This window comes from Pseudonocardia halophobica, from assembly GCF_027922425.1.
GTDB classification, from domain to species: domain Bacteria; phylum Actinomycetota; class Actinomycetes; order Mycobacteriales; family Pseudonocardiaceae; genus Pseudonocardia; species Pseudonocardia halophobica.
This window is the reverse complement of the sequence record NZ_BSFQ01000006.1, coordinates 161,928-177,892: the sequence shown is the minus strand read 5'-3', so window position 1 is coordinate 177,892 and position 15,965 is coordinate 161,928. Positions and strand designations below refer to the sequence as shown.

11 protein-coding genes are annotated in these 15,965 nt (G+C 71.2%); 9 read left to right on the top strand and 2 right to left on the bottom strand.

All coding sequences use genetic code 11. The features are described 5' to 3' along the window. Positions 1–14: 14 nt before the first annotated feature. Positions 15–659 carry a hypothetical protein gene (locus tag PKE99_RS10385; protein ID WP_156067490.1) on the bottom strand — a complete coding sequence of 215 codons (645 nt, stop codon included), beginning with the start codon at positions 657–659 and terminating at the stop codon, positions 15–17. A gap of 430 nt (positions 660–1,089) precedes the next feature. Here PKE99_RS10385 and PKE99_RS10380 point away from each other — a divergent pair, with 430 nt between their 5' ends. The 6 genes from PKE99_RS10380 (at position 1,090) to PKE99_RS10355 (ending at position 10,062) form a co-directional block, all read left to right on the top strand. Continuing rightward, a complete protein-coding gene (locus PKE99_RS10380) occupies positions 1,090–2,259 on the top strand; it encodes an SEFIR domain-containing protein (protein WP_197040589.1) in 1,170 nt (389 codons plus the stop codon). 359 nt (positions 2,260–2,618) lie between these two features. Continuing rightward, positions 2,619–4,601, top strand: coding sequence for a hypothetical protein (locus tag PKE99_RS10375; RefSeq protein ID WP_271214870.1), 1,983 nt, complete (start codon positions 2,619–2,621; stop codon positions 4,599–4,601). Next, positions 4,598–5,671: a hypothetical protein gene (locus tag PKE99_RS10370; protein WP_156067488.1), complete on the top strand. Its 1,074-nt coding sequence runs from the start codon at positions 4,598–4,600 to the stop codon at positions 5,669–5,671. Before PKE99_RS10375 ends, PKE99_RS10370 begins: the two co-directional genes overlap by 4 nt. Continuing rightward, positions 5,668–6,033 (top strand): hypothetical protein, encoded by a 366-nt coding sequence (locus tag PKE99_RS10365; RefSeq protein ID WP_037044933.1) that lies wholly within the window; start codon positions 5,668–5,670, stop codon positions 6,031–6,033. Before PKE99_RS10370 ends, PKE99_RS10365 begins: the two co-directional genes overlap by 4 nt. Before the next feature lie 270 nt (positions 6,034–6,303). After that, positions 6,304–9,339: a TIR domain-containing protein gene (locus PKE99_RS10360; RefSeq protein ID WP_037044932.1), complete on the top strand. Its 3,036-nt coding sequence runs from the start codon at positions 6,304–6,306 to the stop codon at positions 9,337–9,339. A gap of 165 nt (positions 9,340–9,504) precedes the next feature. Next, positions 9,505–10,062 (top strand): class I SAM-dependent methyltransferase, encoded by a 558-nt coding sequence (locus PKE99_RS10355; RefSeq protein WP_231498180.1) that lies wholly within the window; start codon positions 9,505–9,507, stop codon positions 10,060–10,062. 4 nt (positions 10,063–10,066) lie between these two features. Here the strand turns inward: PKE99_RS10355 and PKE99_RS10350 are convergent, their stop codons facing one another. After that, a complete protein-coding gene (locus PKE99_RS10350; protein WP_037044928.1) occupies positions 10,067–11,416 on the bottom strand; it encodes an NAD-dependent epimerase/dehydratase family protein in 1,350 nt (449 codons plus the stop codon). Positions 11,417–11,846: 430 nt separating this feature from the next. Here PKE99_RS10350 and PKE99_RS10345 point away from each other — a divergent pair, with 430 nt between their 5' ends. The 3 genes from PKE99_RS10345 (at position 11,847) to galE (ending at position 15,960) form a co-directional block, all read left to right on the top strand. Beyond that, entirely contained in the window at positions 11,847–12,896 is a 1,050-nt protein-coding gene (locus tag PKE99_RS10345) for a UDP-glucuronic acid decarboxylase family protein (RefSeq protein ID WP_081924064.1), read from the top strand. 184 nt (positions 12,897–13,080) lie between these two features. Then, on the top strand, positions 13,081–14,916 hold the full coding sequence (locus PKE99_RS10340; protein WP_197040588.1) for a glycosyltransferase family 2 protein: 1,836 nt from the start codon (positions 13,081–13,083) through the stop codon (positions 14,914–14,916). A 21-nt stretch (positions 14,917–14,937) separates the two neighbouring features. Next, entirely contained in the window at positions 14,938–15,960 is a 1,023-nt protein-coding gene (galE, locus tag PKE99_RS10335; RefSeq protein ID WP_037044925.1) for a UDP-glucose 4-epimerase GalE, read from the top strand. Positions 15,961–15,965: the final 5 nt, after the last annotated feature.

Below are 15,965 nucleotides of genomic sequence, written 5' to 3'. Positions count from 1 at the left end.
TGACTCGTCGCCGGCTAGCCGGATGTGACTCCGAGCATCTCCCCGAGCACGGACCGGAGTTCGCCGGGCGCCTGGATCGGTACGGACCGGACGAGGTCCCGGCGGCTCGCGATCCGGGCTGCGCGTGGATCGGCGGGGCCGCCCGCGATGGCGTCGGCGATGGCGTCGGCGGTGCGTCCGGTGCCGGTCAGGACGAGCACGGGGCGCTCCCGCTCGAGGCTGCGCTCCACGTCCGCGTAGGCGATCTCCCCGCCGTTGACGAGCAGCGTCGCTGTCGGGAGATCACCGGCCACGAGGTCGGCCACCATCGCGAGCCATGGCGCCTCGTCGCCCCAGGTGTCGCCCGGAACCAGCAGGAGATGCGTGTGGTGCGGCTCGGGAACCGCGGTATCGGCCGTCCCGGCACCGACCGGCGCCACCGTGCCGTGCGCAGCCACCCCGACCAGCGGGAAGCGCCCGCCGGCCGTCGACCGGGCCCGCCCGATGGCGCGCATCACCCCGGCGTCGGTGCCGCCGTCGACCACCGCGATCCCGTGCTCGTCGAGGAGCGGGACGAGCACTCTGCCGAAGAGACTTCCCGTGCGGTCGAGGACGAGCCCGTCCATCCCGTCCGCGCCGCCGACGAGTACGAGAACCGGCCGCACACGGGACAGTCCCACTCCGCCGAGCACATCGCGGAGATCCTCGCCGGACATCTCGACAATCCGGGGGCCGTCGTCCGCGGCCGGTCGAGAGGGCGCCGGACCAACACCCCGTTCGTCCATGCGTCCCCCGCTCCTCGTAGGCCCGAACCCTACCGACGAGTGCTGACCGGTGACCTCGCGCTTCAGGAGGGTATGCGAGCGGTACCGCCGTCGGTACGCACTTCGCACATGTTCGGGTCAACCTGTTGGCCCTTTGCGTGGCGCCCTCCACTTGCCACGATCTGTGACACCACGATCTCGCTCCGTGCCCTCACGAGGGATGCGACGGTGCAGTTCGACGAGCGGGGGCCCGTCGGCGTGGGAGGCGGCAGGGGGGTTCGCCGCGGCCTTGATCGGCCGTGGCGAGGTCGGGAGCAGTGTGGTGGACGATCGAGGCGATCGGTCCGTGCGCGTCTTCATCTCGTACGCGCATGGTGTGCCCGAGCACGAGGCGGACGTCAGACGGCTGTGGGAGCTGCTGCGGCACAACGGTGTCGACGCCGTGTTCGATCGAGTGGCCGACGAGGAACCGCAGGACTGGTCCACATGGACCCGGGAGCAGGTCCGCACCGCTGATCACGTCCTGCTGATCGCGTCGCCCGCCTACCGTCGCCGGTTCGAGTCCGACGTCGGAGAGGAGGACGAGGCCGGCCCGGGGCTCGGGGTGCAGTGGGAGGCCCGCTTCATCCGGTCCGAGCTCTACCGGGACCAGGCAGGCGCCCGGCGGAAGTTCTTGACGGTGCTCCTCCCCGGCACGAGTACTGCGGACGTCCCTTACACGCTCCAGCCAGGTGTGGTGACGGAGTACCGCGTGGAGAGCTTCACGGTGGAGGGCGTGACGCGGCTCCTACGCTTCCTCACCGGTCAGCCGGCCATCGTGTCTCCTGAGCTCCGCCCGGTCCCTCGGCTCGCCCCCGACGACCCGACGCCACGGATCGTCCTCCACATCACCGTGTCGGGAGGCTCCCCTTGGACACGGCGAAGGGCCGCGGAGGTCCTCACCACGAAGGCGCCGGCGGATGCCGAGGTGGTGACGGAGAGCCTCCTCGAGGGTAGCTGCGAGGTGTACGAGCGGGAGGTGACCCTTCGGGCCGACGACGTGTCCGCTGCCGGGCTGCTTCTGGACGACCTGCATTCGTTCACGCGGCACGAGAAGGCGAGGTGCAGCGTCGGAGCGGACGTCGACCACACTGGCGGAGCCACTCCGAGCCGGCTCGCCGAGCGGCTTGCAGGTTGTCGCGCGACCGCACTGATGCACCGCGTGCACGGTGCCTCGACGGTCGTGGCGATCTCGCACGCCTTCCACGAACGAGCCGTAGCCTCCTCGGGCTTCTTCCCGCCCCTCCGGTCATTCCGCGAGGTCGCCGCAGACGCTGCCGACGGCCGCACGTGCTGGATCGCCGTCGCGGGCCGTTCGGTCTGTCCACCGTTACCGGCCGGACGTTCGGAACGCCCCCGGGGGAACGGCGAACCCAGCCCGGATTGGTCCGTGCAGCACAACAGTGGCCCCGTGGTGATCCAGCGCGATCACGGCTCCGTCCACATCGGTCACATTTATGGTCCGGGAGAACGATGAGCACGCCCGATGACTCGGAGCAGGCCCCTGCTGCGCCGTCAGCGCCCGCTCCCGGTCCTGCCGGGGGAAACCCAGGAGCCTCGTCGAGCGGCATCGGGGACGGCTCTGCGCCGGCCACGGGCACGGACCGGAAGGCGTTGCAGGACGACGCCGACCAGGCTCAGCTCCTCCGCGGTCGGAAAGCCCTCCGTCCCATTGCCACCGCCATGATCACCGGCGGTCGTGATCAGCGGGTCCACGTGGGCGACCGCATCTACGTCGGTGGCCCGCGGCAGCGTGCGGCCGAGGCCGGTCAGGTCCGGGAGGAACGGCTGGAGCTGCTCCGGGAGCAGTACGTGGCCGTGCCGGGGTACGACGAGATGCTCACCGCCCTCGATGCGCGGCGGCTACTCGTCCTCGTCGGGCATCCCGGTAGCGGCCGCGCGACCACCGGGCTCCACCTGCTCGACACGGTGAGCGAGGGCAAGGTCTTCCGGTTGGGGCCGGGAACCGACCTCGGCGACGTCGACGAGCAGACGATCGCCGAAGGCACCGGCACCCTGGCCGAGATCACGGAGCGACGCCTTCCACCCACCGAGGCCCAGGCCGACCGCCTCGCCGCCCTCCTGCAGCGCCGCCGAGGGTACTTCGTCCTGGTGGCGCCCCCGACTCCGGCCGTCCTCCACGCACTCGGCGACTACCTCCTGGAGTGCGCCCCGCCGCCCTACGAGGCGCTCCTGCAGGGCCTCCTCGAGCTTCATCGCCGTCCGGACGACATCATGACTGTGGACGAACTCCTGAGGTGTGCAGAGGCACCAGAGGTCCGGGAGGCTCTGGGCCCCACGCCTCGCCCGGCCGAGATCGCGGGGCTCGCACTTCTGCTGGTCGATCACATGAAGGAGCGGCTGACGCTCGAGGAACTGCGCACCGCCGCGGCCGGGTTCCTGTCCCGGCGGATCGCCGAGTATTTCGCCGACCTCGGCGAATCGGTGCGTCGCGACGTCACGGAACGCAGGCTCAGGACCGCTGCGCTCCGGATGGCTCTCGCTGTATTCGACGACCTCCCGCTGCACATCATGAGCACCGCAGCGGCCGACCTCGCAGACCTGCTGGTCCACGCCGGCGGGAACGCACCCACGCTCGGCCGCCCCGTGGTGTCCGAGACCGACGACACGGTCCTGGCAGCACTCGACGCCGAGACCGCGGAAGGTGACGTCACGATGGACGGTGTGCCGGTGCCGTCGCAGGTCGTCCGGTACCGGGACCGACGGACGCCTGCGGTTCTGCTGACGTACGTGTGGCAGCGGCACCTTCCCCTTCGCGAACCGGTCGTGGAGTGGCTGTGGCGGCTGTCCGCCCACCCGCAGGCCCTCGTGCGCAACCGGGCGGCCCAGGCAGCGGGCCTGCTGGCTGCTGCGGACTTCACCCACACGTTCCCGGCTCTCATCGCCCGAGCCGCCGAGGTGCGCCCGCCCGCGAGGGCACATGATCCGGACCGCGACACACCAGACGATGACGACGCGGACGACGAGACGTGGATCGGACGGCGGACCTTCGCCGCCCTGGCGCTCGATCACGCTGCTCTCGACGAGCGGACGCGCGAGGTCGTCGAGGCGCAGTTGCGGCGGTGGCGCCGCTCGGACGAGCTGGCCCTGCGCTGGACAGCGGCGCGCTGCCTCGGCTACGGGATCGGCAAGCGCTCGATCGACAGATCCTTCGAGGAGCTCCGGGTGATAGGCACACCATGGGAGTTGATCGCGCCCGACGACGTGCCCGGCCGGCATGCCGCGCAAGTCTGGGACCTGCGCCTCGTGAGCGCGCTCAGCGCAGCACGGCTCTTCGCCAACGCAGACGACCGCCATGCGGTGCTCCGGAAGGTGCGCGATTGGCTGAGCCACGAGCGTCCGAGCGTGCGTGAACTCGGTCAGCAGTGCGTCGTGCTCATGGCCGGACTGCGGATGTCGTCGATCGGCAGCGACACGGAGGTGTTCGGCGACCAGCCGCGGACACAGGCCGATCGCCGGCGGTGGCCGATCCTTCTCGGCCTGCCGAACGAGGACGGGAGGTTGTGGGAGCCCGTCGGTGACATCCTCCGCTCGGTCCTGTCCGAACGCTTCGCGGGATCGGTCCTCATGAACTCCATCGGCTCGTGGTGGCAGATCGCCGAGGATGATCCCGCCACACTCGACGCCTTCCTGGGACTGGTGCCGCATCTGGTCGACGGGGAGCGCGATCGACGGCGGCTGCTCCATGCCGTGGACAGCCGTCGGCGTCGGTGGGCGGACCCCCTGTCCCCCCGCTCTGCGGAGCGCATCACCGCAGCGATCGCGGCCACGGCGTCACGAGAGGGCGCCTCGGCATGACCCAGCCCGACGGGAAGACGCCGGATGACCAGAAGCCCCGTGAGAATCGATCGGACCGGGACGCGGTGGAGGGAACGTCTCGGCCGCACCGATCGGACGCCGTGGCGGGCGGATCGAATTCGCCGTCTGCGCTGCAGGGCGCGGACCCCGTCCTGCGCGAGCGGCACCAGACCCGGTTCTCCGCACTCCGGTCCCGGCCACACCCGAGCGCTCGGGTGGCCTTGGTGATCATTGACGCGAAGGGCCGCTCGCGGTTGTTCGAGCCCCATGCCCGACCGACCGCGGGCGAGCTGTTCTGGGCCGGCGCCGGGACGGTCTACGAGGTCGACACCGGCCTCCGGCACACGACGATCGAGTTCGACCTGCCGTCCAAGGGGGACACGTATGCGTTCCACGCGAAGGCGAGCGTGCGATGGCGGGTGACGGACCCGATGCTCGTCGTGCAGGATGCCGTCCGCGACATCCGGGAGGTCCTGACCGCTCCGCTGGAGGAGGTCCTCGGGACCGTCACGCGCCGCTTTCCTGCGGAGGCGGTCGCCGAGGCCGAGATCGCGGCGCTCGACGAGGCGCGACGGCACGACGTCGGGAGCGTCTACGGGTTGCGGACGTCCGTCTATCTGCGGCTGACGATGAATGCGACCTCCGTCCGTCAGCGGACCAGCATCGACGAGATCGGCCACCGGATCGAGCTCGAGGACCGGACCCACCGGCTCCGTGTCCTCCAGGAACGGAACAGCGACGACGTGCTCGGCGCGCGGGTGGATCGCTACCGCGTGCTCCTCGCGGAGGGCGAGCTGGCACAGGTTGCCTTGCAGGTCGCCCACAACCCCGATGACGTCGCGAAGGTGGTCGAGATCCTCCGGGAGGAGCGCCACGAGAACTGGCGGCACGCGACCGAGTTCGTCAGCAGGCTCCTGGAATCGGGCGTGATCGAGAGGTGGGAGATCGACGAGCAGGCCAGAGTGGCACTGCAGCTGTTGAAGGATTCCGTCGAACGCTTCATCAGGCCGCCGGAGCATCCACCCATACCGATACCCGACCAGTCGCGCCCGGCCGACGGGAAACAATGATCGCCTTCCTCCAGGGGCTATTGCTCGTGGTTCTCGTCGGCCTGGCGGCCGCGCTCGTGGGAAGCCGGGTGCTCCCGACCTCTCTCCGAGTCATCGCGCGCATGACCGAGGATGTGGCCGTCGTGGCCGCGGGCGTGCTCCTTCTGCCCGAGTACTGGATCAGCACCGGCTTCCGCTCGCGGGGCGCGCGGCCGCCCCTCGTCGCCTACGAGTACGGAGCCGCGGTCGCGGGTGCCGTGATCCGTCTGCAGCAGCTGTGCGGGCTGTCGATCCGGCAACTCGCCCGGCTCGCCGAAGCACTACCGCCGCCGATCACCGGCGCCGTCGCGGCAGTGACGACGGCCCTTCTCCTCCTGGCGTGATGCGACGCGGGGACTCTGGACAGGAGACCACAGACCTCGTGCCGGCCACGACGATGCCGCACGACGCCTTCAGGGTGGTGCTGTGGTCCGGACCACGCGGTACAACGATGTCAGCGCCGGACGCCGCCGTCATCGGCCTGACGGCACAGTCCGGGGTGCGGGATGTGCGTATGGACAACTACGCACCGTCAGAAGCATCGCCGGGCTGCGTAACGCGCCGGACACTCTCCGCGACCTTGGTGACACGTGCGTCGAAGGTCAGGGGAGTCGGTGGACCGCGAGGGCTACGCGCTGGGCGTGGACATCGGCATGTCCACGGTGGCCGCGGCGGTGTGTCGACAGGGGATCACCGACGCCGTCGTCCTGGCCGGCGTGGCTGCCGTCGTGCCCACCCGCTACCGGCTCGACGAGCACGCACAGGCCGTTCTCGGTGAGCCCGAGGGGCCGATCCGGCCGCTCGGCGACGACGCCCCGCCCGGTGCCCTCGTCCGTCTCCTCCGGACGATCGTCGACGTCGTCTCGGACCGGGAGGGTGGTCCGCCGGACGCGGCGGTGATCGCCCACCCGACCTCGTGGGACGAGGCGCACCGGGACAGGCTCGCCGCCGCGGTGCGCCTCCTCGACCTGCCCGCGACGCGGATCGTCACGACCCACGAGGCCGTGGCCGCGCACCTCGCCGCCACCGAGGAGGCCGGCGACGCGCGCTCCGTCGCCGTACTCGACGCCGGTGCGACGCAGTGCACCACGGCCGTCGTCGTGCGGCGCGCCGGTCGGTTCGAGGTCCTGTCCACGGAGACCTCGCCCGGGGCCGACGGGGCGGACGAGACGCTGCGCCGGCGACTCGGTCCCGACGTCGAGCTGTCGGTCTCCGCCGTGCGCCGCGCTCGGGAGGAGCTGACGACCGCAGCCGACACAACGGTCGTCGGCGTCGGCGGCGAGGTCCACCTGGACCGCCGGCAGCTCGAGATGGTCCTGGCGCTGCCGATCAGCAGCGCGGTCCTCGCACTCATGGCGACCCTGCGGGCAGCCGGATTTCCCGAGGGCCGCGGCGACGGGCTGCGGTGCGTGGCCGTCGTCGGCGGATGGTCCCGCACACCGCTCCTGCGCGAACTCCTGGAGCAGCACCTTCCCGCCTCGGTCCTTTGCTTCCCGGGCGAGCCGGACATCGTCGCCGCACGAGGCGCCGCGGTGCTCGCGGAGCACGACCGGGTGGTGCTCGCAGAGGCGGAGCCCGTGGCGTGGGACGACGACGTCCAGTTCACCGTCCACCGGCCCGCAACCGTCAGTGCGAAGACCTGGACCCCACTGCTGCTCTTCGCCCACAAGACCGACGCCGTCGTCGACCCCGACTCCGGGGAGACGGTGGACCCGACGCACCTCGTGCAGAAGGCCGCCGAGCGGGCGGTCGCCGACCGCTCCGAGCCGTACGGGTCGGTCGCGGCCCCTGCCGCGCAGCGGTTGGCCCACGGCGACGAGATCGTGGTCGAGCCCTGGCTGCGGGAGGGCGAGGTCAACCCGCCGTCGGCTGCCTTCCGTTGGGAGGAGGCCGTGCACAAGGTCGAGTTCCGCATCCGGGCGTCGGAGCGGGCGGTCGGCCGGTCCCTGAGCGGCGGGGTGCGGATCTTCCTCGGCGTGGTGCTCATCGGCGAGGTCACCTTCCGGATCGCGGTGACCCGCGGCCGGCAGGCCGCGACGCCGCCGCGGGAGCGCGACGTCGCGGTCCGGTACCGCAAGATCTTCGCCTCGTACTCGCACCGGGATGCGGACATCGTGCGGGCGGTGTCGTCGGCGGTGTCGGTGATCGGGGACCGGTACATCGTCGACTCCGCGGCGCTGCGGGCCGGGGAGCGGTGGGAGCCGCGGCTGCGGGAGCTGATCGAGGAGGCGGACGTCTTCCAGCTCTTCTGGTCCCACAACGCGATGCGGTCCGAGCATGTGCGCGACGAATGGGAGTACGCGCTGCGCCTCGGACGGGAGGGGTTCGTCCGACCGGTGTTCTGGGAGGATCCCCGGCCCCAGGACGTCGCCGCCGGGCTGCCGCCGGAGTCGCTCGACCGGCTGCACTGGTCGTGGCTCCACCCCCCCGTGCCGACGGCGGCGCGACGGCCTGCCGGTCCGCCGCCCCGTCCGGCGCTCCCGCCGCCCGAAGCCGCGGTCACGGTGCCGCATTCCCCGCCGCCTCCCTCGGCTCCGGCGGGCGCACCATTGCCCCCTCCGACCGTGCGGATCGGGACACCGGACCTTCCGCCGCCCTTCGGGGCTGCGGGTGACCGGTCGGCTCCGTCCGCGGCCGGGGCCCGGCGGAAGAAACGCCACCTCGCGCTCCTCGCCGCCGCGGCCGCGCTCGTGATCGTCGGTGGCGCGGCGGTGGTCGGCCAGGTCAACAGCGGGCCGACGGGCGGCGCGGCCGTCGCGGCGGCTCCACCGGCCCGGGGCGCCGACAGTGCCGGATCGTTCCGCGCCATCGGGACCGACCGCTCCGCCCTCTCCCCCGACGGCGCGACGCTCTACCTGGCGGCGACGGGTGGGGTGCGTGCGCTCCCGGCCACCGACCTCGCTGGCGGAGTGACCATCCCGGTCACGGGCGGCGAGGTCCGCGCCCTCTCGGTCTCCCTGGACGGGTCACAGGTGTTCGCGAGCCTCGGCGGCGCCGTACCGGCCGTCGTCGTGCTCGATCCCGTGGCACGGTCAGAGGTCGGCCGCTTTCAGCTCCCCGCTGCCGCTGCCTCCGTCCGGCCGGTCCCGGGACGACCGGAACTGGTCGCCGCCCTTCCCGGGCGCCGGGCGGTCGCGCTCGTCGACACGAGCACGGGCACCGTCACGACTCCGCCATCGCCCCTCGCGGCGGACTGGCTACGGGTCGGGCTCGACGGCCGGGCCTGGTTCCTCGCGAACGCCGACACGGCGGCCCTCGGAGTGACACTCGCGGACAGCGCCGTGGGGACCACCATTCCCCTGCCCGGTCCTCCCGCGGTCATCGCGATCAGGGAGACCGGCGTCCGGCAGCAGCTGGCCGTGGCGACCGGGGCGACCGTCGCCGTGCTCGAGTGGCCGGGCGGCGCCGCCACCGCGTCGGTGCAGGTCCCGACCGGGCCACGAGCACTCGCCTGGGCACCGGAGGGCGCCATCCTCTACGTCGCGGACGCTGCGGGCTCGCTCCTGGTCGTCGACACGGCACGGGCGATCGTCACCAGGACGATCCCCGTGGGAGCGGTGGCGGCGGAGCTCGTCGTGAGTCCCGACGGGCGCTACGGCTACCAGTACAACGCGGACGGGTCCGTGACGAAGGTGGATCTTGCCGGCTGACACGCGGCAGGTCGTTCCCGGGGCTGCCCTCCCCGGAGGCACCTGCGCGTGTCGCGCACGAAAGGATCCGGCGCGGACGAGGGAGGTGGGCGGATGGTCACGGACAGGCAGAGGGCGCGATGGGCGCGGTGCTGGGACGGGAGCGTCGACGCGACGGACCGGTCGATGCGCCGACTGGACAAGGTGCTCTTCCGCGACTGCCGAGCCTGGGTCTGCGCGCAGGCGGCGGGCACGGTCCTCGAGGTCGGTGTGGGAACCGGGTTGAACCTGCCCCACTACTCGTCCGACGTCCGGCTGACCGGCATCGACCTGAGCCCGGCGATGATCCAGGCGACGCAGGAACGTGCCGCGGGGCTGGGCCTCGACGCCGACCTCCGGGTGGGCGACGCCGAGCACCTCGACCTCCCCGACGCGTCCGTCGACACCGTCGTGTGCACCTTCGTGCTCTGCAGCATCCCCGATGATCGGCGAGCGGTCGACGAGATGGTGCGCGTGCTGCGCCCGGGCGGCCGGCTCCTCCTCGCCGACCACGTCGCGTCGTCCGTGGCGGTCGTCCGGCTCGTGCAGCGCATGACGGAATGGATCTCGATCCCCGTCGGCGGTGAGCACTTCCGGCGACGTCCGCTGGACCACGTCCTCGCGGCCGGACTGCAGGTCGAGCGACGCGAGCGGTTCGCCCTCGGCGTGGTCGAGCGGCTGGTCGCACGCAAACCAGGAACCTGAGCCTTCAGACTCCCGCGGCCAGACCGCTCGGCCGGACCGCCTCGGCGATGACGTCGTCGACCAGGAGGTGGTCGGGATGGGCTGCCCGACCCGGGTGGGCCGACGCGGCGAAGCGCCCGAGACGCTGCAGATCGTCGGCCGGAGCCGAGTGGAGGCAGGCCCGAAGGGCGGACCACGTCGCCTCCGCCAGCACCACACGAAGCCGGGCGTCGGACGCGCCGTCGCCACACGCCGACACGAGTTCCGCAATGCGCACCTTCACCGCCTCGGACTGCCGTCCCCGCAGGCCGATCCGGTTCGCCTGATCAGAAAGAATCGAGTCGCACGAGTACGACTCGAGCGCATTGATCAGAGGGCCGGCGTCGCCCGCCGTCCCCGGGTCATAGGACGCAGGGTGTACGCCGGCCTCGTAGCCCGCCTCGTACCCGCAGAAGTAGATCGGGGCACTGCTGCTCGCCTCACGGCGAACGCCCAGGGCGAGGTCGAGCAACGAGAAGGGCCACTGCAGGTTCCGCAGCGTCACCAAGCCGGACCGCTCGGCCGCCGCCGCCATCAGCTGCGCGGACTCGAGGGCCGACTGGCCGTAGAAGGCGATGTCGGGTGAGTGCAGCCGGATCGTGCCGCCCTCGCACCATTGGCGCAGCTTGCCCAGGATGAGGCTGTTGTCCACGACGTGTGTGAACCGCACGGCCGAGGTCACCGGGAGAGTCACCCCCGACAGCAGAGCCTCGCCGATCTTCTTCGTGGCGGCGTAGACGTCGCGGGTGAAGTAGCGCACCGCCTTGCCGGTCGAGGCGAACACGAGCCGGCCCGCTCGCACCTCCTCGGCCGCCCGGAACACGTTCCGGCTGCCCAGGACATTCGTCTCCACGGTCCGGCGCACCTCGCGCTCCGCCGCACCCGGGTCGCGGACGGCCGCCAGGTGGAAGACGGCGTCGGGCCGGATCCGGCGGAACGCGGCACCGACGTCGTCGGCCGACCGGACGTCGACCTGCTGGTACTCGACTCCGGGCACGAGGTGTCGAGGACGAGTCATACCGCGGTTGAGGCTGACGATCCGGCGGTGTGGTGTCGCGGCGAGCTGCTCGAGGAGCGCGGTACCGATGCACCCCGTTCCGCCGGTGACGAGAACCGTCTCCCCGGCGAGATCGAGGGGCCGCAGACCGGCTACGCCCCGTCGGACGACTGCTCGGAACCGGTCGTGCTCGGCGGTCCCTCCGGAGATCCGTTCGAGCTCGTCGGTCGAGCTGGAGAGCAGGCCGGCGGACTTCTCGTCCAGGACGGACAGTCCTGGAGGGACCGAGTCGAGCATCCGGCGGACGATCTCGGCGCGGGTGCCCGTGGGCGGGGCCATGCGGGTCTCCTCCGGGGCGGACGAGGGGAACGGATGTTTCCTCGACGTTTCCCACTGCCTGAGAACCGTGCATCACGGGGTGCTCGCAATGGGAGACGTCCGCGGACGACTGACCCGCGAATACGCTCATATTCGCCGGTCCGGCGGAGATCGTTACCGATCCCCACCCTTCCATCCACTGTTCTGATGATCTCGACGGTCGCGCACGGTCGGCCCCGACAGGACTGCGACGACATTAACACGCAGCGTCAACGCCTCTGTAACAATCCAGGCGCCGTGCGCTGCGAAGACACGGGTTGAGTGTGATCGACACCACCCGACGTAACGACTGAGCGTGGCGCACCGAGCCATGCCGCAACGCGACGACGCCGTCCGCGTCCGCTCCCCGAATCAGCACGCTCACGCCCATTCCCCCTGCCCTGGAGAAGTCATGCGAATTGTGGTGACCGGCGGCGCCGGATTCCTCGGATCGCACCTCTGTGACGCCCTGATTGCACGCGGTGACACCGTCGTCTGCGTCGACGACCTGTCGACCGGCCGTGCCGGGAACGTCCAGCATCTGACAGTGAATTCCCGTTTTTCGCTCGTCGTCGCAGACGTGTCGGCGGAGCTCACCGTCCCCGGTCCGGTCGACGCCGTGGCCCACCTCGCGAGCCCGGCCTCGCCGCCGGACTACCACCGCCGTCCATTGGAGACGATGGCGGTCGGCAGCCGCGGGACCGAGAACGCGCTGCGCCTGGCCGAGGCCAACGGCGCCCGCTTCGTGCTCGCGTCGACCAGCGAGATCTACGGCGACCCCCTCGTGCACCCGCAGCCGGAGTCGTACTGGGGCAACGCCAACCCCATCGGCCCGCGCAGCATCTACGACGAGGCCAAGCGCTTCGCCGAGGCGCTGACCTCGGCGTACCGGCGGACGCTCGGGGTCGACACCGGGATCGTCCGCATCTTCAACACCTACGGTCCCCGCATGCGGCCGCACGACGGACGCGTGGTGACCAGCTTCATCGCCCAGGCGCTCAACGGGGACCCGCTGACCATCTACGGCGACGGCACCCAGACCCGCAGCTTCTGCTACGTCGACGACCTCGTGGCCGGTCTCGTCGCGATGATCGAATCCACCGACGCGGGTCCGGTCAACCTGGGCAACCCGGTAGAGCGGACCGTCGGCGAGCTCGCGGAGCTCGTCCTGGGGATCACCGGTTCGGACTCGCCCATCGAGTACCACCCCCTGCCGATCGACGACCCGACCCGCCGCAGGCCCGTCATCACCCGGGCGCAGGAGGTCCTCGACTGGAACCCGGAGATCCCGGCCGAGGTGGGCCTACAGCTCACCGTCGACTACTTCCGTCAGAACCTGGACGAGGTCGTGGCCGCCCGGCCGGCCATCGCCGGTGGCCAGATGGACGGCGCCCCCACCGTCGAGGTTCCCGCGCAGGTCGGTCCGGCTGCCGTCGGGACGACACGGGCGGCAGTGGCCTGACCCGGCCGCACCGCCCGTCATCGGCACCATGACCAGCGCATTCCCCGACCCCGGCCGCGGTCGTCCCGCAGTCCCGTCCTTCCCGACCCGAGAGGGCCATCCGATGCACGGAGCCGCGCGCCGACAGTCGGCCGCACAGGCTCGAGACGACCTGTCCACCGCGGTCACGACCCGCCTCCGGATCGTGCCGCCCGTCACGACCGCTCCGGCGCCGCCGACCGATCCCTACGAGGCCGTGACCGAGCTGTCGCAGGGACAGATCACGCGGATCGATCGGGACGGCCCGGCCTTCGACCGCCGCCGCAACCGGCGCCGCAGAGTGGACCCGAGGTCGTTCGTGCCGGTCCTGTCGACGCGTGACCGCGTGGTCGTCGCCCTGCTGTCGGCGGGCTGGGTCGCCTGCCTGGTCTACTTCTGGGTCTGGTGGTTCCAGCCGAGCCACCGCGTGACCTGGGTGGGTCTCGCGATCAACAGCTGCCTGCTCGTCTACCTGTCCTGCCTGCCGATCTACTTCATGGTGGGGGTCAACAGGCTCAAGCGGATCTCGCCCCGGATCGGGGTGCCGCCGTTGCGGGTGGCCTTCGTCGTCACGCGGGCGCCGTCGGAACCGTTCGAGGTCGCGAAGGCCACCCTGCAGGCGATGCTCACGCAGGACTACCCCCATCCCTACGACGTCTGGCTCTGTGACGAGGCGCCGACCGACGAGATCTGGCGGTGGTGCGCCGAGCACGGCGTGCGGATCTCGACCCGCCAGGGCGTCACGTCGTACCACCGTGACTCCTGGCCGCGTCGGACGAAGGTCAAGGAGGGCAACCTCGCCTACTTCTACGACCACTACGGGTACGAGCACTACGACGTGGTGTCCCAGCTCGACTGCGACCACAAGCCGGAACCCGGCTACCTCGCGGAGATGGTGCGCCCGTTCGCCGACGACGCCATCGGCTACGTATCCGCCCCCAGCGTCTGTGACACCAATGTGGACCGGTCGTGGTCCGCGATGGGTCGGTTGCACCGCGAGGCGACCTTCCACGGGCCGGCACAGCTCGGGCACAGCGCGGGGCTCGCGCCGGTGTGCATCGGCTCGCACTACGCGGTGCGTACGCAGGCTCTACGGCAGATCGGCGGCCTCGGCCCGGAACTGGCCGAGGACTTCTCCACCACCTTCCTGCTCAACTCGGCGGGTTGGCAGGGCGCGTTCGCCATCGACGCCCACGCGCACGGCGACGGGCCGCTGACCTTCTCCGCGATGTTGGTCCAGGAGTTCCAGTGGTCCCGGAGCCTGACCGTCGTGATGCTGGGCCTGGTCCCCCGCCACCTGCCCCGGCTGCCCTGGCGGCTGCGGATCCGGTTCGTCTACGCGCTCATCTTCTACTCGCTGCTGGCCCTCACGACCGTCGGCGGACTCACGTTGGCTCCGATCGCCGCCGTCCTCGGAGTGCCGTGGATCAACGTCGACTACGTGGGCTTCCTGCTGCACTGGTGGTCGATCTCGATCTGGGTCCTGGTGCTGGCGATGCTCCTCAAGCGACGAGGCCTCCTCCGGCCGGCCGATGCGCCGCTGATCAGCTGGCAGAACTACCTGTACTGCCTGACCCGGTGGCCGTACATCGCGCGGGGCGTCGCCGTCGGGATCCTGTACAAGATCCGGCCCCGGCCGACGACCTTCAAGGTCACGCCCAAGGGTGCAGGCGGGCTCGAACCGCTGCCGCTCCGGCTGATCTTGCCGTACGTGCTGGTCACGCTCGTCATGTCGGGCGCCTCGCTCTACGCCGAGAGTTTCACCCAGGCTGCGGGCTACGTCTTCCTCTGTCTGCTCGCCGGGGTGACCTACGCCGGCGTCGGCATCGCCGTCCCGCTGCTCCATGCGCAGGAGGCGGCCCGCATCGCGGGGCGACGGTTCGCCTCCGCCGTTCGCCAGACCGCGGCGGTGCCGCTGATCGTGGCCTGCCTCGCCGTCGCCCCGGTCGCCGTCGCCGTCGCCCGGTACCCCGCCTACTTCGTGTCCGTCTTCGGCTGGTAGCCGGGACCGGAAGGAACCACTATGCCCGAGACCGTTCTGGTAACCGGCGGCGCCGGTTTCATCGGCAGCCACACCTGCGTCGAACTGCTCGACCACGGCCACGAGGTCGTCGTGGTCGACGACTTCTCGAACAGCTCGCCCGGCGCGGTCGACGCGGTGATGAAGCTCGCCGGCCGCCCGCTGACCCTGCACCACGCGGACCTGCGCGATCGCGCGGCGCTCGACGCCGTCTTCGTCGACCACGACATCAATGCCGTGATCCACTTCGCCGCCAAGAAGGCCGTCGGCGAGTCGGTGCGGATCCCGCTGGACTACTTCGACATCAACATCGGCGGCACCACGGCCCTGCTACGCACGATGAACGACCACGGCGTGCACCGGCTCGTGTTCTCGTCGTCGTGCTCGATCTACGGCGACACCAGCAAGGTCCCGCTCGACGAGGACGACCCGGCCGGGCCCACAAACCCCTACGCCCGCACCAAGTACATCTGCGAGCAGCTGCTGGGCGACGCATGCGTGCGGTACCCCGAGATGTCGGTGATCGCGCTGCGGTACTTCAACCCGATCGGCGCGCACCCCAGCGGCATGCTCGGGGAGGATCCGACCGGCGTCCCGAACAACGTCCTGCCCTACATGGCCCAGGTCGCCGTCGGACGGCTCGACGAGCTGCCCGTCTTCGGTAACGACTACCCGACCCCGGACGGGACCTGCATCCGGGACTACATCCACGTCGTCGACGTCGCCGACGGACACCGGGTCGCGCTCGACCACCTCGACGACGAGCCGGGTCTGCGCGTGTTCAACCTCGGCGCCGGGCGGGGCGCCTCCGTCCTGGAGCTGATCGCCGAGTTCGGCCGCGCCGTCGGGCGACCGATCCCCTACCGCATGGAGGGCCGCCGCTCCGGCGACGTCCCGATGCTCATCGCCGATCCCGGCCGCGTCGAGCGGGCGTGGGGCTGGCGGACCACCCGCGACCTCACCGCGATGTGCGAGGACGCGTGGCGCTTCCAGCGACTCAACCCCTCGGGCTACCCCGCCACCTGACCACC

Bases quoted from the DNA above. Each gene is read 5' to 3' on its own strand.
- PKE99_RS10375 (WP_271214870.1), top strand. From the start codon at position 2,619: ATGCTCACCGCCCTCGATGCGCGGCGGCTACTCGTCCTCGTCGGGCAT.
- PKE99_RS10370 (WP_156067488.1), top strand. From the start codon at position 4,598: ATGACCCAGCCCGACGGGAAGACGCCGGATGACCAGAAGCCCCGTGAG.
- PKE99_RS10365 (WP_037044933.1), top strand. From the start codon at position 5,668: ATGATCGCCTTCCTCCAGGGGCTATTGCTCGTGGTTCTCGTCGGCCTG.
- PKE99_RS10355 (WP_231498180.1), top strand. From the start codon at position 9,505: ATGCGCCGACTGGACAAGGTGCTCTTCCGCGACTGCCGAGCCTGGGTC.
- PKE99_RS10350 (WP_037044928.1), bottom strand. From the start codon at position 11,416: ATGGCCCCGCCCACGGGCACCCGCGCCGAGATCGTCCGCCGGATGCTC.
- PKE99_RS10345 (WP_081924064.1), top strand. From the start codon at position 11,847: ATGCGAATTGTGGTGACCGGCGGCGCCGGATTCCTCGGATCGCACCTC.
- galE (WP_037044925.1), top strand. From the start codon at position 14,938: ATGCCCGAGACCGTTCTGGTAACCGGCGGCGCCGGTTTCATCGGCAGC.